This window comes from Mycolicibacter acidiphilus (assembly GCF_018455725.1).
Lineage (GTDB): Bacteria > Actinomycetota > Actinomycetes > Mycobacteriales > Mycobacteriaceae > Mycobacterium > Mycobacterium acidiphilum.
This window is the reverse complement of record NZ_JAHCLR010000012.1, coordinates 1-19,538: the sequence shown is the minus strand read 5'-3', so window position 1 is coordinate 19,538 and position 19,538 is coordinate 1. Positions and strand designations below refer to the sequence as shown.

At 65.4% G+C, this 19,538-nt stretch carries 19 protein-coding genes and 1 pseudogene; 6 read left to right on the top strand and 14 right to left on the bottom strand.

Features of this window, described 5'->3' with window-relative positions:
* Positions 1 to 59 precede the first annotated feature (59 nt).
* Genes KIH27_RS07890 through KIH27_RS07880 form a run of 3 tightly spaced genes read left to right on the top strand, consistent with a single transcriptional unit; the run spans position 60 to position 3,337 of the window.
* A complete protein-coding gene (locus tag KIH27_RS07890; RefSeq protein ID WP_214092391.1) occupies positions 60 to 1,517 on the top strand; it encodes a glutamate-1-semialdehyde 2,1-aminomutase in 1,458 nt (485 codons plus the stop codon).
* Between the two features lie 15 nt (positions 1,518 to 1,532).
* Positions 1,533 to 2,261 carry a hypothetical protein gene (locus tag KIH27_RS07885; RefSeq protein WP_214092390.1) on the top strand — a complete coding sequence of 243 codons (729 nt, stop codon included), beginning with the start codon at positions 1,533 to 1,535 and terminating at the stop codon, positions 2,259 to 2,261.
* On the top strand, positions 2,258 to 3,337 hold the full coding sequence (locus KIH27_RS07880) for a class I SAM-dependent methyltransferase (RefSeq protein WP_214092389.1): 1,080 nt from the start codon (positions 2,258 to 2,260) through the stop codon (positions 3,335 to 3,337). Before KIH27_RS07885 ends, KIH27_RS07880 begins: the two co-directional genes overlap by 4 nt.
* An 11-nt stretch (positions 3,338 to 3,348) precedes the next feature.
* On the opposite strand, the gene KIH27_RS07875 is transcribed toward KIH27_RS07880, so the two are convergent.
* The 13 genes from KIH27_RS07875 to KIH27_RS07815 all read right to left on the bottom strand — a co-directional run bounded on the left by KIH27_RS07875 (position 3,349) and on the right by KIH27_RS07815 (position 17,325).
* Positions 3,349 to 4,125 carry an SDR family oxidoreductase gene (locus KIH27_RS07875; RefSeq protein WP_214092388.1) on the bottom strand — a complete coding sequence of 259 codons (777 nt, stop codon included), beginning with the start codon at positions 4,123 to 4,125 and terminating at the stop codon, positions 3,349 to 3,351.
* A 65-nt stretch (positions 4,126 to 4,190) separates the two neighbouring features.
* Positions 4,191 to 4,913: a class I SAM-dependent methyltransferase gene (locus KIH27_RS07870; RefSeq protein WP_214092387.1), complete on the bottom strand. Its 723-nt coding sequence runs from the start codon at positions 4,911 to 4,913 to the stop codon at positions 4,191 to 4,193.
* A 49-nt stretch (positions 4,914 to 4,962) separates the two neighbouring features.
* Positions 4,963 to 5,751 carry a class I SAM-dependent methyltransferase gene (locus tag KIH27_RS07865; protein WP_214092386.1) on the bottom strand — a complete coding sequence of 263 codons (789 nt, stop codon included), beginning with the start codon at positions 5,749 to 5,751 and terminating at the stop codon, positions 4,963 to 4,965.
* Positions 5,751 to 6,986 (bottom strand): class I SAM-dependent methyltransferase, encoded by a 1,236-nt coding sequence (locus KIH27_RS07860; RefSeq protein WP_214092385.1) that lies wholly within the window; start codon positions 6,984 to 6,986, stop codon positions 5,751 to 5,753. Before KIH27_RS07860 ends, KIH27_RS07865 begins: the two co-directional genes overlap by 1 nt.
* A 49-nt stretch (positions 6,987 to 7,035) precedes the next feature.
* Complete coding sequence (locus KIH27_RS07855; RefSeq protein WP_214092384.1) at positions 7,036 to 8,463, bottom strand: FAD-dependent oxidoreductase; 1,428 nt, start codon at positions 8,461 to 8,463, stop codon at positions 7,036 to 7,038.
* 2 nt (positions 8,464 to 8,465) lie between these two features.
* Positions 8,466 to 10,487, bottom strand: coding sequence for a glycosyltransferase (locus KIH27_RS07850; RefSeq protein WP_214092383.1), 2,022 nt, complete (start codon positions 10,485 to 10,487; stop codon positions 8,466 to 8,468).
* The gene (locus tag KIH27_RS07845; RefSeq protein WP_214092382.1) at positions 10,484 to 11,941 is read right to left on the bottom strand and encodes an oligosaccharide flippase family protein; all 1,458 of its coding nucleotides are present in this window, start codon (positions 11,939 to 11,941) and stop codon (positions 10,484 to 10,486) included. Before KIH27_RS07845 ends, KIH27_RS07850 begins: the two co-directional genes overlap by 4 nt.
* Positions 11,941 to 13,437, bottom strand: coding sequence for a sugar transferase (locus KIH27_RS07840; protein WP_214092381.1), 1,497 nt, complete (start codon positions 13,435 to 13,437; stop codon positions 11,941 to 11,943). The genes KIH27_RS07845 and KIH27_RS07840 overlap by 1 nt, the downstream gene beginning before the upstream one ends.
* 12 nt (positions 13,438 to 13,449) lie before the next feature.
* Complete coding sequence (locus tag KIH27_RS07835; RefSeq protein WP_250149768.1) at positions 13,450 to 14,280, bottom strand: WecB/TagA/CpsF family glycosyltransferase; 831 nt, start codon at positions 14,278 to 14,280, stop codon at positions 13,450 to 13,452.
* Positions 14,277 to 14,831: a dTDP-4-dehydrorhamnose 3,5-epimerase gene (gene rfbC / locus KIH27_RS07830; RefSeq protein ID WP_214092380.1), complete on the bottom strand. Its 555-nt coding sequence runs from the start codon at positions 14,829 to 14,831 to the stop codon at positions 14,277 to 14,279. Before rfbC ends, KIH27_RS07835 begins: the two co-directional genes overlap by 4 nt.
* Positions 14,832 to 15,875: an NAD-dependent epimerase/dehydratase family protein gene (locus KIH27_RS07825; RefSeq protein ID WP_214092379.1), complete on the bottom strand. Its 1,044-nt coding sequence runs from the start codon at positions 15,873 to 15,875 to the stop codon at positions 14,832 to 14,834.
* Positions 15,875 to 16,531: a PIG-L deacetylase family protein gene (locus tag KIH27_RS07820; protein WP_214092378.1), complete on the bottom strand. Its 657-nt coding sequence runs from the start codon at positions 16,529 to 16,531 to the stop codon at positions 15,875 to 15,877. The genes KIH27_RS07825 and KIH27_RS07820 overlap by 1 nt, the downstream gene beginning before the upstream one ends.
* Entirely contained in the window at positions 16,528 to 17,325 is a 798-nt protein-coding gene (locus KIH27_RS07815; RefSeq protein WP_214092377.1) for a glycosyltransferase family protein, read from the bottom strand. Before KIH27_RS07815 ends, KIH27_RS07820 begins: the two co-directional genes overlap by 4 nt.
* Positions 17,326 to 17,431: 106 nt before the next feature.
* Between KIH27_RS07815 and KIH27_RS07810 the strand changes: the two genes are divergently transcribed.
* The 3 genes from KIH27_RS07810 (at position 17,432) to KIH27_RS07800 (ending at position 19,332) form a co-directional block, all read left to right on the top strand.
* A complete protein-coding gene (locus KIH27_RS07810) occupies positions 17,432 to 18,277 on the top strand; it encodes an FkbM family methyltransferase (RefSeq protein WP_214092376.1) in 846 nt (281 codons plus the stop codon).
* 80 nt (positions 18,278 to 18,357) lie between these two features.
* Complete coding sequence (locus KIH27_RS07805; RefSeq protein ID WP_214092481.1) at positions 18,358 to 18,723, top strand: PAS domain-containing protein; 366 nt, start codon at positions 18,358 to 18,360, stop codon at positions 18,721 to 18,723.
* Positions 18,724 to 18,783: 60 nt separating this feature from the next.
* Entirely contained in the window at positions 18,784 to 19,332 is a 549-nt protein-coding gene (locus KIH27_RS07800; protein ID WP_214092375.1) for an LbetaH domain-containing protein, read from the top strand.
* A gap of 89 nt (positions 19,333 to 19,421) precedes the next feature.
* On the opposite strand, the pseudogene KIH27_RS07795 reads toward KIH27_RS07800, so the two are convergent.
* Positions 19,422 to 19,538, bottom strand: a pseudogene (locus tag KIH27_RS07795) (type VII secretion protein EsxI); the annotation flags it as partial.

Sequence of the window (19,538 nt, the reverse complement as noted above, 5' to 3'; positions counted from 1 at the left end):
TATCATCATGTATTATGGTATTTCAATCGTGAGCTCGACTAGCAGGAACCGGGGGCGAAGTGACAGCAGCACCGGGCACAGCCCTCGACGGGGGCAACACACAGCGCCGCAGTTTCGCCCGATCGAACCAGTTGCAGACTCGCCTGCATGACTTGGTACCCGGCGGGGCACACACGTACGCTCGCGGTCCTGATCAGTACCCGGAGGGCATGGCGCCGGTCCTGGTCCGCGGGGCCGGGGCTCAGGTCTGGGACGTCGACGGCAACCGGTTCATCGAGTACGGCATGGGCTTACGGTCAGTCACTCTCGGCCACGGCTACCGCCCAGTGGTCGACGCGGTCTGCGCCGCGGTCGCCGACGGCACCAACTTCAGCCGGCCCACCACGATGGTGGTGCACGCCGCGGAGGAGTTCCTCGAACTGGTTCCAGCCGCCGACATGGTGAAGTTCGCCAAGAACGGCTCCGATGTGACCACCGCGGCGGTGCGCCTGGCTCGGGCGGTCACCGGCCGTGACATGGTCGCGGTGTGTGATCAACCGTTCTACTCCACCGACGACTGGTTCATCGGCACGACGCCCATGGCACGGGGCGTACCGGCCGACACGATCCGGGCCACCGCGCGATTTGCCTACAACGACCTGGATTCCCTGGCGACCCTGTTCAGCGCATACCCCGACCGGATCGCGTGTGTGCTCCTCGAGGCGGCCACCGCGACGCATGAACCGGCCCCGGGCTTCCTACACGGTGTCCGATCTTTGTGCGACCGGCACGGGGCGCTGCTGATCTTCGATGAGATGATCACCGGGTTCCGCTGGTCGCTAGGCGGCGCCCAGCATTACTACGGTGTGCACCCGGATCTGTCGTGCTGGGGCAAGGCGATGGCCAACGGGTTTCCATTGTCGGCGCTGGCGGGCCGCCGCGAACTCATGGAATTGGGCGGGCTACGCACCGACGCCGCACGGGTATTTCTGCTGTCGACCACCCACGGCGCGGAGACCGCGGCGCTGGCCGCATTCCGTGCGGTGCGGCGCGCCTATCTCGTCGAGGATCCGATCACGCGCATGGAACAGACCGGGCGACACCTGGCATCGGCCATCAATGCGATCAGCACCGAGTTGGGACTGGCTGCCCATATGCGGGTGATCGGCCGACCGTCGTGTCTGGTGTTCGAAACCAAAGACGCGAAACAACAGCACTCACAGGGGTTTCGGACACTGTTCTTGCAGGAGATGCTGCAGCGCGGCGTGCTGGGCCAGTCGTTCGTCGTCTCGGCGGCGCACACTCGGACCGACATCGATGAGACCATCGACGCCACCCGCGAGGCGCTGCTCGTCTATCGACGAGCAATCGACGCCGGTGACGCGTCCCGGTTCCTGTCCGGGCGCCCGGTCGCACCGGCGATCCGGACCTACGCTGCGCCACGCCGCGTTGCCTCCCCCAGTGCTGCGCCGCCAACTCGCAAGCCGGCCCGCCACAGCAAGCCCACCCGCTATGACCCCGATGCTCCGCCGCTGTAGAAGGAGGCCCGCCCGATGATCGCAGCCTCCGTCGCCGTAGCCGTGGCCGCCGGAACGCTGTGGGCGCGCCGCGACACCTGGGGCAGCCGCTGGGAATCCGCTGCAACGCTGACCGTCGCCGGTCTGGGCCTGCACATCCTGCTGCTGCACCCGCACGTCTCCCGCCACGTCAGCCCGTTCCTGCACACCGCCACCCGGCTGTGGAACGTCGAAGACCTGATCGGGCACATCGCCTACTTGACAGGCCTGAGTGCGCTGTTCTACATGGCGCTCAGTCGACTGAAGATGACCGAGCACGCCAGACTCCGCTACCTGAGGCAGCGACTGGAGTTGCCGGCGACGGTCTACCTTCCACTGCTCATCGGATGCTTCGTCGCTTCGGGATGCGGTGGCAGCTACGTCTCCGATCTGGTCTTCTCGCCGGTGACGTTCGCGTTGGGGTCCTACTGGCTGCTCCTGGTAGGCGGCGCCGGATATCTGCTCACCAACACGGTGCGGGCCCTGCTGATCCTGCAGCGCGACCCGCGGTCACGCACGGTCGCCACCTGGTATCTCACTGCGGTGGCCGTCTCGGTCTGCCGCCTGTCGTGCCTGCTGCTGTCGGTGGGCATCGACGGCATGGCCGTCTCGATCTGGCGTCTCACGCGCATCGAGGTCATCGCCTATGCCGCGGTCGCCACGTATTCCTGGTACCGAAAGATCTGCTTCCTGCAGGGCCGTGCACCGGATCGGAGGCCGGTGTGAACCGCTGCCGCAGCTGCGGTGGCACTGCGCTGAGTCCGGTCCTGGACCTGGGCGCAGTGCCGGCCGCTGACGACTTCCCGCTGGCGAACCAACCGGTGGACCCGCGCGAGACGTCGCATCCGCTGGCGATGTGCCTGTGCGCCGACTGCAACCTGGCGCAACTCGCGGACGACGACACTGTGACCGCGGAACCCCGTGCGGTCGAACCGCAGGCGTTGCGAGACCAAGCGGCCGACGCGGTCCGGCGTGTCGCAACCGACGGCTGGCTGCGAGGCGCGACGGTGCGGGAGTTCGGCAGTCCGCACGGCGGAAGCTGGATTCCGCTGCTCACCGAGCGCGGCTACACACAGTCAGAGCGTGCCGACCTGGTGCTGGATTGCTTCGGGATCATGCACGACCCGGACCAGCGCTCGGCGTTCGAATTGAGGGCGCGCGCGACCGCACCCGGTGGGGTGCTGCTGCTGCAATTCCACTCCCTGCTGGCGATTGTGCGCGACGGGCAGTGGAATGCGTTGCGCCACGGACATTTCGCCTATTATTCGCTGACCGCGTTGACTACCCTGCTGGCCACCGCTGGGATGGGTGTGGCCTCCGCATGGGAGTTCGACCTGTACGGCGGAACCGTGCTGGTGGCTGCCGTGCCCGGAAACGTCGAGCCGGGTCGGCGAGTACGGGACATCCTGGCACGGGAACGGGATTTCGGGGTCACCGATCCGAATGTCGTCGGACGGCTGCAGTACACGGCCCGTGAGCGCGCAGCGCGACTACGGAACTGGCTGGAGAGTGCGGCCGCCGCCGGGCACTCCGTCTACGGCTACGGCGCTGCCTCACGAGTACCTGCGCTGTTCAGCCTGGCCGGGGTCAACCGGCACCTGGTACGGGCCGTCGCCGACGCTTCACCGGCGAAACGGGGCCGGCGGATACCCGGAACCGACGTCGCGATCATCTCCCCAGACGAACTCATTGCAGCGAATCCGGGGCGGGTGCTGCTCACATTGCCGGACCTGTACCCCGAAGTCAGCGCGCGCTATCCGCAGCTAGACGGGCGCTGGACCATCGAGCCCCTAGCTCCGTGACGGCTGCGTTTTCAGTAGCTGGCCCGGCTCGGGCGCAGGTGAACCTCCGGGACTTCCACTCGCTCCGGCAGACTCACCACGTTGACGACGACCTCGGCGACATCATCGGGTTGCACCAGCAACTGACCGTTGTAGGGTCGCCCCTCCGCCCGGAAAACGTCCTCCTGCAACGGGGTCGCGGTCCTACCCAGGTGCATGCTGCACACTCGGATCCCGTCAGCGTTCACCTCCTGGCGCAGGCTGTCGGCGATCGCCTTGAGCGCGTGCTGGGTGGCCGCGTACTGGCCGACATGACCGGCTGCACGCAGCCCAGCCGTGGAGTTCATCATGACGATGTCAGCGGCTTCGGCGGCTCGTAGCATCGGCAGCAGCTCCTGGGTCAGTGCGTAGGGTCCGCGCACATTCGTGGCATACATATCGTCGAGGTCGGCCAGCGCCGCGTCGGCGTGTTGTGCCCTGCGATACAGCCCGACCGAATGCACCAGTAGATCAACCCGGGGGCCGCGGGCCAGCCACGACACGAACGCACGGCGCGCACCGTCGTCGGTCAGGTCGACCTGCGCGGCGGTGATCTCACCGGCCCCGTTGCGGCCCGCGGCAGTGCCCACCACCGTGTCCAGCCGTTTCCCGCTGCGGCCGACGGCGGTGACGGCTGCGCCCTCGGCGGCAAGCCGCAGTGCGATGCTGCGTCCGATCCCGCTGGAGGCTCCGGTCACCACCGCGGTCCGACCTACCAGGCGGCCGGCCGTCCCATCCGCGCGACGGGTCGCGATGCTCTGCATCTCCATACCGGTCAACCTTTCTCACGATTATCGAGCGTGGGCACACCACTCGTCGGACACCGACTCGGGACCTATTTGCGGATCACATAGGTGAGGTTGTTGTGCCGCCATGCGAGAGCGCCGAGTGACGCTGCCGATAGTGCTTTCGCGTACGCCCGCGTCAACCGAATCCGTGCACCGGGGCCGCGCACGTAGTAGGTGTGGCCCCACTCGTTCAGGATTTCGTGCCCGTGCCGGCTGCAGAAATCCCGGACGCCGTCACGCGACACCACCGGTTCATGGTAGGTGGGATACGGTGCGTGGCCGGGTTTTCCGGCGTCGGAAATGCCCAGGAAATATTTGTAGTAGGCGACGTGCGCGCGGAACGGTGTACGGCTTGCGGTCCAGCCGTACACCGCGTCCCGGTCCGGGATACGCAGCACCAGCAGGCCGCCCGGCTTGAGTCCGTCGAACATGTTCACCAGCGCGCCCTCGGCGTCACGAATATGCTCGAGCACAAAAGAGCAGTAGACGACGTCGTACCACCCGACGGGGATCGCGCCCGCGACGGTCAGATCCCCGACGATCGCCTCATCGAGGTCTCCCCGGATCTCGATGCGACTTCGCAGCGCGTGCGCATCGAGGTCGATCCCGGTCACCCGGTAGTCGACACCTTTGAGGTCGAGCAGCCACTCACGCCCACACCCGGCTTCGAGTATCTCCAGCGGGCCGTCGAGGTCCTCGATGATCGACGCGAGCAGGGACATCTCCTCCTGCCACGTTTCGACGTGCTGCAACGCTGACTGGATTGTCATCGAATCCTCCTGGGCAGTAACTGATTTCAAGCCTGTTGATGGACAGCGTTCAGGGTTTGGTGAGTGCGAAGTAGGCATACCGGCCGTCGAGGTCGTTACGCGGAACGAGATGGATCAACCGCGGCTCCAAGCCGATTTCTTGAACCCGCAACCAGAACTCGTCGATCCCGAACGTCGTGGTGAGCGCCGAGCGGCGCCGGTAGGACCGGCGACGCCGGCCCCGGGTCAGCGGATCGGTGGTGTGGTATTTGACCTGAATGACCGCGAGCCCACCCGGTTTGAGGACCGACTCGGCAATGCGGACGATCTCCAGTGCATCCGCCTGACCTGGGGTCGCCTCAATAACGTAGACGCACAAGAACGTGTCGCACTGACTTTCCAGGCCGGCGGCCGCCGCCCGTGGCTGATCCAGGTCGATACGACGTTCCTCAACCGGCGTCGGGCACACCGCGCGAACCTGGGCCGCGCATTCAGCAGTGCTCTGCGCCGAGACGTCTGCAGCGATGTATCGGGTCGCAATCGGAGCGAACGTCACTGCATTGGCCCCACCGCCACACCCCCACTCGAGCATCACCCGAGGCCACGGTGGAAGCCGGAACGCCTTGGCGAACAGCTGATAGATACGGAGGTGACTCTCGCCGACCTCGTGCCAAGTCTTCTCCCCGAGCCCCGACCGCCAGTGCGCGTTCGCGCGCCAGTCCACCCCATATTCAGCGGTCCAGTACCGGGCCGCCTCGCGACGTGTCCACGCTTCGGACGCCGTGTCGGGCAGGTAGCGGGCACCGATGCGCAGCGCGTGCCACAACACCCGACTCGGCAGACTGACCGCCACGTTCATCAGGCCACCGCACTCGCTGCGCGATGCGGCGTCGGTAGCGGGAACACCAGTTCCCCACCCCACTCGGCGACGTAGCTGAGTTGACCGGTCAGTTCGGCTTCCAGGTTCCACGGCAGCACCAGGACCACGTCCGGGCGGTCCGCGGCTAGCCGCGCCGGATCGTGGATCGGGACGCGGGTTCCCGGCGTGAAACGGCCGTGCTTGTAGGGGTTGCGATCCACGGTGTACTCCATCAGATCAGTGCGGATGCCGCAGTAATTGAGCAAGGTGTTGCCCTTACCGGGTGCCCCGTAGCCGACCACCCGCTTGTCGGCGTCACGGCACTGCAGCAGGAATCGCAGCAATTCCTGGCGCACGGCATCGGCTTGTGCCTGCAACTGCCGATATCCGTCGACGCCGTGCAGCCCGGCGGCCTCTTCGGTGCGCAGCACTTTGGTCACCCGCTCGCTCGGCGTTCCGGCAGACTCCTTCGGCCGGGCCCAGATTCGCATCGAGCCGCCATGGGTCGGAATCAGTTCCACGTCGACCACCGCCAGTCCTGCGGTCGCTAGCGCTCGGGTCGCCGACAGCAACGTGTAGTACTGGAAATGTTCGTGGTAGACGGTGTCGAACTGCCCCAGGCTGACCAGGTTCAGCGCATGGTGCACCTCGATACTCAGCCAGCCATCGTCTGCCACCAGCATCCGCAGTGCCCGGGTGAAGCCGAGCAGGTCCGGAATGTGTGCATAGACGTTGTTGGCCACCACCAGGTTGGCCGGACCGCTGATGTCGTGCACGGTTCGGGCCACATGCTCATCCAGGAACGCGGTCACCGTCTGCACCCCGCGCTGCTGCGCCGCAGCTCCGACGTTAACCGACGGTTCGATCCCCAGACAATGCACCCCGGCAGCCACCATGTGTTGCAGCAAGTAGCCGTCGTTGCTGGCGACCTCCACCACCAGTGAATCGGCGCCCAACCTCAGACGTTGAATCGCCGTGTCCACGAACACCTTCGCGTGCTGCACCCAACTATCGGAGAACGACGAGAAATAGGCGTATTCGGTGAAGGTGTCCTCCGGGGTGATCAGCGCCGGGATCTGCAGCAGCAGGCAGTCCTCACACAATCGCAGGTGCAGCGGGAACGTCTGCTCCGGAAGGTCCAGTTCTCCGGCGGTGAGGAACTTCTCACACGGCGGTGTCGCACCCAGGTCCAGCACACTGACCAGTCGAGTCGAGTTACACAACCTGCACTGCATCTATCCCTCAATTCCACGTATCGTTGATGTCTTGGTCATACCCGCGCCCCTACAGCGGCGGCGTAGTCGTGTCGTACTCAAGCGGTGGCCTGCCGAATCTCTGCTCGTACACGGCGGTCAGAACTGCGAGCGACGCCGAAAGCCGCCCACCCGAAGGCCATTGGGCGCCGGGGTCGAGGATCGGTTGCACAGCACGGTCTTTGACGGCCCGGTAGATCATCTCCCCGAGGCCGTGCTGGTTCTCCCAGACGCTCGCGTGGCTGCCGGCGAAGGATGCTTCGCCACCCAGTTCCTTCGGAGGCAGGAACCCGCTGCCGAGCCCGACCGCCAAAACACCAGGTACCGGTCGGCCATCGGCGGCGCACAGTCGCGAGCAAGGGTCGACGCAAGGCCCGGCGTTCGGCAGTGGCACCGGGAGACCGTCGGCATCGAACACCGGGACAGTCACCATGCGGTACCCGAGTGCGGACACAATGAGGTCGGCAGCGTCGAGCCGATGGATCAGTTCCGCTCGACTCAGCCCGGCAGTCAAGGTGAAGGCCACACGTCCATCGGGCTGCTCGCCGGCTTTGCCGTCCATGCGTCGCCAGGCCCGGCGTCCCTCGCCGCGCAGACCACCGTGCCGGTGCACCCGCCCGGTCACCTGGCAGACGTCGGCTTCACCGAACTCATAACCGTCGTCGCGGGCTTCGTCGCATGTGCGGTACATGACGCGCGGAGCGCTGCGGTGGATGATCTGTACACCTCCGGCACCGAACGTCAACCCCGGAATGTCCTCCAACAGCACCCAGGCCGCCGAGAACGCACTGTGTGAGCCGCCGATGATCACCACCCTCGGCTCACCACCGGTATCCGCCAGTCGGCCGACAACTTCCTGCTGCCCACCACGGGAGATCACCCGGTGGCTGGACATGATTTTGCTCTGCCAGTGGGCAAGGTTCAGCCCCGGTGCCAGATCGACGCTCTCCACCGCGGTGTTTTCCCGCCCGCCTAGCGCCAACACGATGCTGGAACTGTTTATGGCCGCCGGCCGGCTATCCCGTTCGACGACCTTGGCCACCAATGCCCCATCATGTTTCAGGTGTACCGCCCGCACGGTCACCCCGGTCAGAACACGACTGCGAGGGTGCCGGTCGAACTCGGCCCGCAGCGCCGCGCCGAGCCGACGCTGAAAGCGGTCGACCAGTTCCAGCGGTGGCCGCCGGTCACGCCAACGCCCCAATTCCCGAGTCACCGGATCGGCTCGGACCTCGGTAAGGAATGGTTCACAGTTCGGACCGTCGAGGCATTCCAGAAACGAACTGCCCCGGGAGTCGGCGTTCAACGCGTAGTTGGAGAGCGTTCCGCCGAGAGCGTCGGACCGCTCCACGATCACCACGCCCCGGTCCAACCAGTCGCCGAGCAGACCGTGCCGTGCCGCCCAGATCAGCGCCCCAGTCCCGGCCGGGCCGCCGCCGGCGATCACCGTGTCATACATCGTCACAGGACCGCCTCGATCGCCTCGACGTAGGCGTCGGTCATCGCCTCGACGGTGTAGTGGGCGCGCATGCGCTCAGCGCCGCGCTGCCCCATCGCACGCATCGCTTCGGGCTGGGCCAGGATTTCGGCCAGATGGTAGCGCCACCCCGCCACGGAGTTCGGTTCCACGACCAGGCCGGCCTTGCCGTGGCCCAGCATTTCCGGAACAGCGCACACCGCCGATGCCGCAACCGGTATGGAGCGTGCCATCGCCTCCAGGATCACCAGGGGGAACGCTTCGGTGCGACTCGGTAGACAGAGCAGGTCGGCATCGGCAAGGGCAGGTCCGGGCCCATCCGACCAGCCACGCCACTGCACGCGGTCGGCCAGATGCGCAGGCGTGAGTGCCTGCAGCCTGTCCCGGTCTGGTCCGTCACCGAAGATCGACAACCGCCAGGGCATCTCGGTGAGGCCGCCCAGCGCCTCGACCAGCAGGTGCGGATTCTTGTCCTCGACGATCCGCGAGAGCATCACCAGGTGTGGCGGTTCACCGTCGGCCCGGGTTGGCGGAACGAACTGCGCCGGCGCGTTGATCCCGTTGGGCGCCACGAACTGTTGACCGGATAGTCGATGGTGTGCTGACAGGATCTCCCACTGGCGTTGCGCGAGGACGACGAAGCCGTCGGCGCGGCTCATCGCCGCCGCCAGCGGCCTCGAGTAGACCCGCTGCTCCCGAGCGGAGTGGGGGGCCACCAACCAGCGCCGGCCGGAACCACCGGCCCGCCACAGTGTGGCGAAGCCGGTTTCGGTGTTGGTGTCGCTGGAGATCAGCACGGCGGGCCCCTTGGGGATGTCGACGACCGGAGCCCACCAGGGCTGGCGCACCACCCGCACACTGTGCGGAACCTCTTTGATCAGCGGACCGAACCGCTGCACGCAGGCGATCGTGACCGGATAGCCACGGCGATCCAGTTCGGTTGCCAGCAGGACCTTTTGGCGTTCCGCACCGCCGTAGACCAAGCGGTTGGTGACGATCACGATCGTGGGCAGAGCCGCGCGACGAGTGGCGGCCCTGCGCTGGGCGCGCTTGGACCGCTGCACCCGGTCCAGCAGCGTGGTACCAGCCAGATAGGCGTCAGCATGGTGCACAGTGTGTTCGTGCTCCAGCACCAGTGCGGTGTTGGCGCGCTGCAGATCATGGTTTCGACCGCGTTCGGCGGTGGAGACCTTCGGTCCGTGGGTGCCAGCCGGACCTCCGGCACCGGCGTCGATGGTCGGATTGCCGTGCTCGACGGCGATCTCGTCGGCCAGCAGAATCCGCCAGCCGGCCGCGCGAGCCCGAGCCTGCCAGTCGGCGTCGTCGCCGTAGAGGAAGTATTCCTCGTCGTAGCCGCCGATGGCATTCCAAGCGGCCCGGCTAATCGCCATGCAGCCACTGCCGATGAACCCTTCGATCGCTTGCGATTCGGCGGGCTGGCGGGCATACAGCAGCGAGATCGGCGTGCCGCGTAGCGCATTCGCGTATTTGGCTGCCGAGGTGTAACCGGACGCGGCGATCAGTGCGCGCAGCAGCGTCCAGCGGCGGGTTGCGATGTCCCACGGCGCCGGTCCCGGCCCCGCGTCGTCGTGTGCCAGCGGCGCCACCACCGCGACCCCGGGCCCGCGAAGCAATCGGCGGGTGCGGATCAGCGGTCCCAGCAGCCGAGCATCGGGATTGAGCATCAGGAGGTCGACCTCTGGGGGCGCGTGTTCGACAAGCGCGTTGAACGCCGCGGCGAAGCCCAGGTTCACTCGCCCCAGCACCCAGTGCACGTCGGGGTGGCGGGCGGCGAGTTCTTCGCGCCCGGGATAGTCGGCGCCACTGTTCTCGTAGACGTACACCGCTAGGCCTGGCAGGTGCTTCGCAACGCTTGCCAAGCACTGCTCCAGCAGGTCGTGGCTCTTGTACGTGACGATCAGCACCGCCAGTGGCCGGGCATCCGGCAGCGGCGGAGGTGGGTTGGCGGGCCGCTTCAGATATACCCGATCGTGTGCCGTGATCATGCCACCGCCTTCCTTCCAAACATCGACTTGACCGTCGCCCAACTGACCGGCCCCATCGCCAGGCTCACCGCTGCATAGCCGACTCCGGCGGCGATCAGCGTCAGCACCACGTGCTGCCCCGACAGCAGCAGCGTTATCGCCACTGCGAACGCTGTGGGGACCAGCGTCCGCGCCAGGAATGCCACCGGAGTCCGGTAGGCGCACTGCCGGCGCATCCACCAGTTCGCGATGGCCAACCCGAACAGTTCGGTTCCCGCCAGTGCAGCCGCTGCGCCGACGGCGCCGAACCGGCCGTCCAGAACGACGTTCAGCACGACGTTGAGTCCGAAACTGACGATGAACATCCGGAAGAAGAACTGCTGCTGATGGCTGGCGATCAACCCCTGGCCGAGGGTGCCCGTGACGAATCGCAGTGCGGCGGCGCCGAACAGCAGCGCCAGTGTCGGCCCGCCACGGTCGACGAACGCCTGGTCGCCGAAGAGCCCGATCAGCGGTCCGGCCACCAGCGCGCCGACCACCGCTATCGGGACCGCGGCGAAACACATCAACTCGACACTGCGCCGCAGGAACGCCGCGAATGCGGCGATGTCGCGGGCGAACAGTTCGGTGGCCGTCGACAGCGTGGACTTGAGGAAGAACGCTGACAGCATCTCAACGTTGAACGCGACCATATACGCCAATCCGTAGACGCCGACCTCGCCGTGGGTGCTCAGCAACGACAGGATCACACCGTCGGTGCGCCAATACAGGATGCCGACCACCGCAGCCCCGGTCAGTGGCAGCGATTCCCGGACCAGGTCGGCCGACTCCCGCAGCGAGAAGATCGGTCGCAGTGAAATGTGGCGCGACGCAGCGACACCTTGCACCAGCAGTTGCAGGCTCCACGGGACCAGTTGGGCGACCGCGAACCAGATCACGTCTGCGTGCCTGGTGACCAGCACGCTGATCGTCGCCAACATCCCCACCCGGCTCACCACATCGGAGACCGCTACCGCACTGAACCGGACCATGGTCAGAAACACCGGCTGCAGGCGGGATGTCATGGTCAGCATCAACAACTGCCCGGACAGCACGGCCAGCATCACCCGCACGTCATGGTCGCGGTAGGTCAGCACCCCGCTTCCCACGGCCAGCCCAGCCAACGGCAGGCAATAGGCCAGGGACAGCCCGCTGTTCACCCGAACGAGGCGTTCGAGTTCACCATGGCCTGAGGTGACACGACGCACGATGACGGTGCCGATCCCCAAATCAGCGAGACTCGCCCACATCCCGATGAACGCGACCGCGATCAGGAGTTGCCCGTATCTGCCAGGCCCCAGGTAGCGGGCGGTCATGGTCACCGAGATCACCGACGCAACCATTCCGATGAGGCGAGCACCCAATTGGACAGCGAACGCGTGTGCGATCTGCGACTGTGGGACAGCGGTTTTGACCGCCGTCGTCGATTCGGCCACTAGTACGCCCCGTCCCGGGCCAGAACGGCGCGCAACGTGCGGAAGATGATCAACAAATCACCGGTCATCGACCAGTTGTCGACGTAGGACAGATCCAGCCGCACCGATTCGTCCCAGGACAGGTCCGAGCGGCCACTGACCTGCCACAGTCCGGTGACACCGGGTTTGACAAGCAGTCGGCGTTTGACCTCGCCGTCGTAGGTCTGCACCTCACGCCGCAGTGGCGGCCGCGGCCCGACAACGCTCATCTCTCGCTTGAGCACGTTGATGAACTGCGGAAGTTCGTCGACGCTGAAACGTCTCAGGATCTTTCCGACGGCGGTCACCCGGGGGTCATCGTGAATCTTGAACAGCACCCCGCCGGCGCCTTCGTTGCGCTGCAGCAGTTGATCGACCTGGGTGTCGGCGCCGTCGACCATTGTGCGGAATTTCAGCATCATGAAGGGTTCGCCATCAAGACCGATACGTTCCGCACGGTAGAAGACCGGCCCCTTGCTGGTGAGCTTGATCGCCATCGCCGCCACCCCCAGGACCGGCGCGATCCCGATAACCGCCGCAGCCGAGAAGCAGAAGTCGAATGCCCGCTTCTGAAAAGACTTGGCGCCCTGGTATTGCGGCTTGTCGACGTACAGCAGCGGAAAGCCGGCGATCGGCCGCATGACGAGGCGGGATTCCGCGACGTCCATCACCCCAGGCGAGACCACCAGATCGATGTCCATCGCCTCCAATTGCCACGTCAACCTTCGCAGGCCGCGCACCCCGAACCGGTCTGTACCGGTCACCGCCACGGTGTCGGCACCGCACTGGGTCAGCGCGGCCACCGCATGGTTCTCGTCGCCGAGAATCGGGATCTCCCTGCCATGCACCGTGAGTTTCTTGCCCCGGGACGGGCCGTATCCGGGGATGCACACCCCGACCACCACATGGCCGTCCGCTGAATTGCGCATGAGTTCCTGAGCCAGGTGCAGGACCCCCGGGCGGTCACCCACCGCCAGTACCATCGTCTGGTGCCTACCACGCACCCTGCTGCGCGCGATGTGCCGTCGCCACAGGTTCCGCCCGGCCAGCAATCCGACCGTGCCGACCGGCAACGCCACCGCGAGATAGCCACGGGCCAAGTCGATTTTGGCAAGCAATGTCACCACCGCGATCACACCGAACGTCCAGAAGGACGCACTCACGATCCGCCGGTACTCGTCGATCCCGACTCCGATGATAGGCCGCGACCTGCTGTGAAACACCGCAATGGACGCCAACCACAGCACGATGAACAACACCGAGAACAGGGTCATCAGGGACCCTGGATAACCGGACCGGTCCGGCGACTCGCCGAATCGGACATACTGCGCCAGCATGACGGCCGCACAGACGATCAGGGTGTCCGTGATCCGCAGGCCAGCCACGTACCGGCGCTGCCAGTTCCTGGCTGCCGGTCGCGGTGGTACCCGCTGTGCGGCGCCCGGCGGTGTTCCGGTTCTGCTTCGAATCGTCGTCATCGGTGTCACCAGCTACGCCGTTGCCGATTCGGTGGAGTCGCCATCGCGAATCTGGTTGCCCGCGTAGGCGACACCCGGGTAGCAGATCAACTGGGCACGCGTCGCGAGGAGCAGCGCAACCGGGCCCTGCAGCAGGTACCGCCGGGCCAGTCGTCGGGGCTCATGGGTCAACCGGTGAAACCACTCCAGTCCGATTCGCTGCATCCAGTGCGGCGCCCGCAGGGTGGCTCCGGCCATGAAGTCGATGGCACCGCCGCACGGCAGGAAGATCCGCGCACCGGTGGTGTACCCGTAGCGGTCGATCCAGCGTTCCTGTAACGGCTTGCCGAGGCTGACCACGAGGACATCGGTCGCCGCAGCGGCAATTTCCGCCGCCAACTTCGTTGAGCCTGAATCGATCTCGCACGCAAGGGGTGACCACATCCCCGAGATCGACAGCGCCGGGAACTCGACGGCAAGACGTTCCGCCAGGATCCGGTGGGTTTCAGAGCTGCCGCCGAAGAAGCCGACGCGCTGACCGGATGCCGCTGCCAACCTCAGCACGGCCGGCAGCAGGTCCGCTCCGGTGACTCTCGGCCACGGCCGCGAGGTCAGCAGGCGCCCGCGCAGTGCGATAGGCATCCCGTCAGCCAGCAGCAACCACTCCAGATGGCCGTTGGACACCGACGCGATTTTGCGGAAGTGGTGCAAGTGGTCGAGGTTCACGGATCCGACAGCCAACCCGGCCGGCATTTCGGAATCCAGTCGAGACGCGATAATCGACAGGACCTCAGCGGTGTCGTGGCGTTCCACGATGTTGCCGCTGACCACCATCCGGACCGGTACCGCACGCACGGGTGTCATGACCCCTCCCTCTCGACCTCCGTCGGGTCCAGCAACGGACAGTTGGCATCACGCTCCGAGATCGCTGTCACCGGCAGTGGCCACTGGATGCCGAAGTTCGGGTCGTCCCACCGGAATCCCTCCTGGCCATCCGGCAGGTAACGACCGCTGACCAGGTAGAGGATCTCGGTGAAGTCGACCAGGCTCTGAAAGCCGTGCGCGACGTACGGCGGAATGAAGAGCGCCCGCCGGTTCTCGGCGGTCAACTGCACCATCACGTGTCGTCCGTAGCTGGGCGACTCCGGCCGCACGTCGACCGCGACGTCGACAAGCGCACCGCGGGTACAGCGCACCAGTTTCGCCTCGGCATACGGAGGCGCCTGCCGGTGCAGGCCGCGCACCGTGCCCGCGGTGTGGTTGAACGAGATATTGGTCTGCGCGACACTGGGATCCAGTCCGTATGCAGCGAATTCGTCAGAGCAAAACGACCTGGAGAAGAAGCCGCGCTCATCATGATGCGGTTCGATGTCGACGATCATCACGCCGGCGATGTCGGTTTCGGTGTACCGCACTCAGCGCTCCGTCCAGAACAACTGACCATTGACCTGACCAGTCTTGAGCAGGTATTCGATCTGCTTCAGCCGGACGTGCCCCCGACCGCGGAACGTCTGCGAATCCATCGCTATCGCATCGAACACCCGGTGTAGTTGGGCTGCGCCGGCCGCCACGTCCCACCGCGCGCGGAAGTCGGGGAGAACTTCGCGGATCCTGGCGAACGACACCCGGTAGCTGCGGTTGTCGGGGTTGGGTGCGCCGAACGTCAGTTCGCAGCCGGGGAATTCGGTGCTGACGGTTTCGGCGATCTCGCGAACGGTGCGGTTGTTGTCGTCGCTGCCTACGTTGACCGCCAGTGCATGTACCGTGTCGCGGTCGGCGTCGAGCGCACACCGGATCGCCTGGGCGATATCCAGGGCATGCACCAGCGGACGCCACGGTGTGCCGTCACTGGTCATCGCGATGCGGCCCTCCGTCCACGCCAGGCCGGCCAGATTGTTGAGCACGATGTCGAACCGCATCCGGGGCGAAGCGCCGAACGCAGTGGCGTTGCGCAGGAAGGTCGGCGAGAAGTCGTCGTCGGCCATCGCACTCAGATCCCGTTCCACGAGCGCCTTGCACTGCGCGTACGGGGTGAGCGGATTGATCGGGCTGGTCTCATCGACGGTTCCATCCGCGATGCCGTAGACACTGCAGGAGGACATGTAGATGAATCGGCCGACCCCGGCGCGCTTGGCGCACTCCGCCAGATGCACACTGCCGCGGTGGTTCACGTCGAACGTGACGTCACCGATCAGATCACCGATCGGATCATTGCTGAGCTCAGCCATGTGCACGATCGCGTCAAAGCCGACCAGGTCCGTCGCGGTCACCTCCCGGATGTCCCGCACCAGGGTTTGCGGTTCGGCACGGTCTGGACTCCCGGTCAGGTGACCGGGGCACAGCCAGCCGGCCTTGTAGTAGCCGGTGTCGAGGCCCACCACGTCGTGGCCGTCCTCGAGCAACAACGGGCCGAGCAGACAACCCAGGTACCCGTCGGTTCCGGTGACCAGCACTCGCATTACGCGCTCCTCCCCCCCAGTTCGAACACTGCCTTGTCGACGGTGAATGCCTCGGCATAGCGCGCACTGCACTGCACCCCGCGCACCCGCATCAACCCCAGGAACGCCTCGTCGTCGAACCAGTGGTGGTTGGTCTGCGACGGGTAGCACCGCGCGAGCAGCTCAACTTTGAGGTGCGCAGTCTCAGCCGAGATGGGCAGGTATAGAGCGGGATTCGGTAGATCTGATTCCCATTTGAGAATCTCGTAGCCCAGGACCAGGTGGTCGCGGAACTCGGTGGGGATCAGTTCGGCGAGCAGTCGATGGTCCTGGTGGAAGTCGCCGCGGTGCGGACCTATCACAAGGTCAGGCTGGCAGCTGCTCCGAAACGCAGCGAGCTGCGCCTTGACCGTCGCCCAGTCGCCGGGAAGGCGACCGTCCGGCCGGTCGACGACCGTCAGCCGCACCTCGGCCAACGGGCACAACTGGGCCAGCGCCTCTTTTTCCTCCACTTCGCGTTCGGTACCGGCTCCGGCCATCACCAGCGCGTTGATGACGACACTCGGGTTGTGCCGGCCGATCTCGATCAGCGTCGCGCCGGCACCGATGAGAATGTCGTCGCAGTGCGCACCGATGACGGCGACGGAGTCGATGCCGCCGGTCGTCAGGGCGATCATGCTGGCCTACTGGCGGCCCGGGCGGCATCCCACACCATCCACGGCCGGTGTCCGTTGTTGTAGTCGGCGTCAAGTTCGGCACGCTCCTTGAAGGTATCGGCGGGCTTCCAGAAGCCGTTGTGGCGGTAGCCGATCAGCTTTCCGGTGCCGGCCAGCTGCATACAGGCGTCGCCGACCAGGTCACCGTTCTCGGGGATCAGGTCGAACACGTCCCGATGCAACACGAAGTAGCCGCCGTTGATCCAGATCGGGAACTTGGTGACGGGAGCGATCTCCTTGACATCGCCGTCGGAGCTGACATCCACGCAGTGGAACGACGACTGCGGAGGCACCACCAGCATCGACGCCACGGCATCACTGCCTATGACGCCGTCGATCATCAGATCGAGCGGGGCGTCGGAGAGCACGTCAGCGTAGTTCGCCAGGAAGTATTCGTCGTCGCCGAGGTACTTCCGCACCCGCCGGAGCCGCTCGCCGATCGGAGATGCCAGCCCAGTGTCGATAAACGTCACCGTCCAGTCGGAGATGTCGGCGTCGAGCAGGTCCACCCGCCCGCCCTGCATGACGAAGTCGTTGGACTCCATCTCGCGGTAGCTCAGGAAGAAGTCCTTGATCTGGGCCGCACCGTAGCCCAGGCAGAGGATGAACTCCTTGTGCCCGTAGTGCGCGTAATAGCGCATCACATGCCACAGCAGCGGCCGCGGACCGACCATCTGCAGCGGCTTGGGCACCAGGTCGTCCCCAGTCGCCCGCATCCGCATGCCGTAGCCCCCACAGAACAGCACAACCTTCATGCCCGGCCACCCATCGCGTGGTGATCCAACAACAAACTCCGCATCTTCACATCGTCATGATTACATACCTTCCGTATGACGTCCAGCATTTTTGACATTTTTTGGTATGTTCTCTGATGAGGCGCGAAGACTACCTGCGCCAAGACCCGGAGGGGGGTCGTCACACGTGCCGACTGACATCAAACGGCGGACTGCGCCACTGGCCCGCGCCATCGCGCCACGCTGGTATTGGCAACGGAAGTACCGGATTCTGCAGGAGATCGCCGCGACCAAACCGGAACTGCAGCTGGTCACCTCACTATGCGATCCATCCCGGATCTCGGTGGACGTCGGTGCCGCGGTCGGCGAGTTCTGCGTTGCGATGCTGAGATCTTCGCGGTCCGTGATCGCGTTCGAACCCCGGCCGGCCCAGGCTCGCGCACTCAAGGCCATGTTCGACGCGGTAGGCGTCAGAGCCGACGTCAAAGCGATGGCACTCTCGGACCATCCCGGCACCACCGCGATGCGGGTGGTGGAATCCGATCCCGGGCGCAGCACCATCGAAGCGAGCAACACCTTGGCCGACGCTCAGCACAGCCCAGTCGCCACCATCGACGTCCCGGTGTTGCAACTAGACGATCTGCATCTTCGCGATGTCGGATTCGTGAAGATCGACGTCGAGGGCCACGAGTTGGCAGTACTGCACGGAGCCGCGGAGACACTGCGGCGCAACCGCCCAGCGCTGCTCATCGAGGCCGAGGAGCGTCATCACCCCAATGCCGTCGCCGAGATCACTCGGTGGCTGGGAGGCCTGAACTACACCGGCCATTTCGACATCAAGGGAACCTTGCGGCCCATCGACGAATTCGATCCGGAAACGCACCAGAGTCCGGCCAACGTCGGCGGCTGGGAAGACAATTGGATGATCCGCGGAGTGTACGTCAACACCTTCGTGTTTCTCCCCGAGCAGTAATGAAAGGCAGTGCAATGGAACTGTACAGTGGCATCGCTCGCATTGACCGGCGCAGGTCTTGCCGGACAAGCCGGTCCGCAGTGACTACACTGCAGGAACTGCCGGCAATGGTCATCCTCGGACGCATACCGGTGCCAGTTCTGGCGATCGCCGAGGACGGCACGATCGTCTTCGCCAACGCGGCGTTCGCAGATATGACCGGTTACAGCCGTGACGACGTCGCCACACTGCAGTTTCATCAACTCTTCGTCGGTTCCTCGGATACGGACTCGCCACTGGACGCGATGCAGGCGTACGCGAACGGGGTGGTTTCGGTTGCACACCGGGACGGATCGACCGTACGTGCGCTGATGAGCAAATCGGCCCTGCATCGATCGGAAGACCGTGTAGTCCTCGCAGCCTTCCACGACTTGACCGAGCAACTCTGGACCAGCGGTGACGACTGACGTCCACCTACCATGCACCCTGTTTTGAAGCGTAGATGATACTTTTAGTATGTTTCAATTATGATTGAATCTCGGGCCGACCTGGCTCACTATCTGGCCGCCGACCTCAGGGCACACGGACTCGACCGGTGGCGATTCCGCGATCGTTTCCTGCACCGGCCCGCCTACTTTCAGCGTGTCCTGCGCAAAGCCGAATACTGGACGAACACCGCGCGCACACCGCTAGGACGTGCCGTCGCGCTGGCCTACAAGGCGCGGCACCGTCTGATCGGGGAGCGATTTTGCTTCTACATCCCGCTGAATGTGTTCGGTCCGGGCCTATCGATCGCGCACTGGGGTCCGATGTGGGTTCACCCACAGTCTCGGATCGGTGCGAACTGCCGAATCCACCAGGGCGTGACACTAGGCGAGGCCCGCGGCCGGGCACCGATTCTCGGTGATGACGTTTACCTCTATCCCAATGCCGTGGTACTGGGAGTGGACATCGGCAACCGGGTCGGAGTCCGGGCCGGTGCAGTCGTGACAAAAGCCGTGCCCGACGACACCGAGGTTGGCGGTGTTCCGGCGCGGATCATCCGATTGGAATCCCCGCCGACCGCGATGTCGTAGCCTCTGGCGCGCCGAGTGTGAAGGTAGGGCGAGGATTCCAGCAGAGTTTCCACACCGCCGGTTCACACTCGGCGCAGGGAGCGGCCCGGTCAGGCCCAGCTGGACCCGACGGCCGAGTCGGTGTTGGCCATGTTGTTGCCGGCCGACTGCACCTTCTGGCCGTGGGCGTTGGCCTGCTCGTAGATCACCTGGAAGTTGCGGCCCAA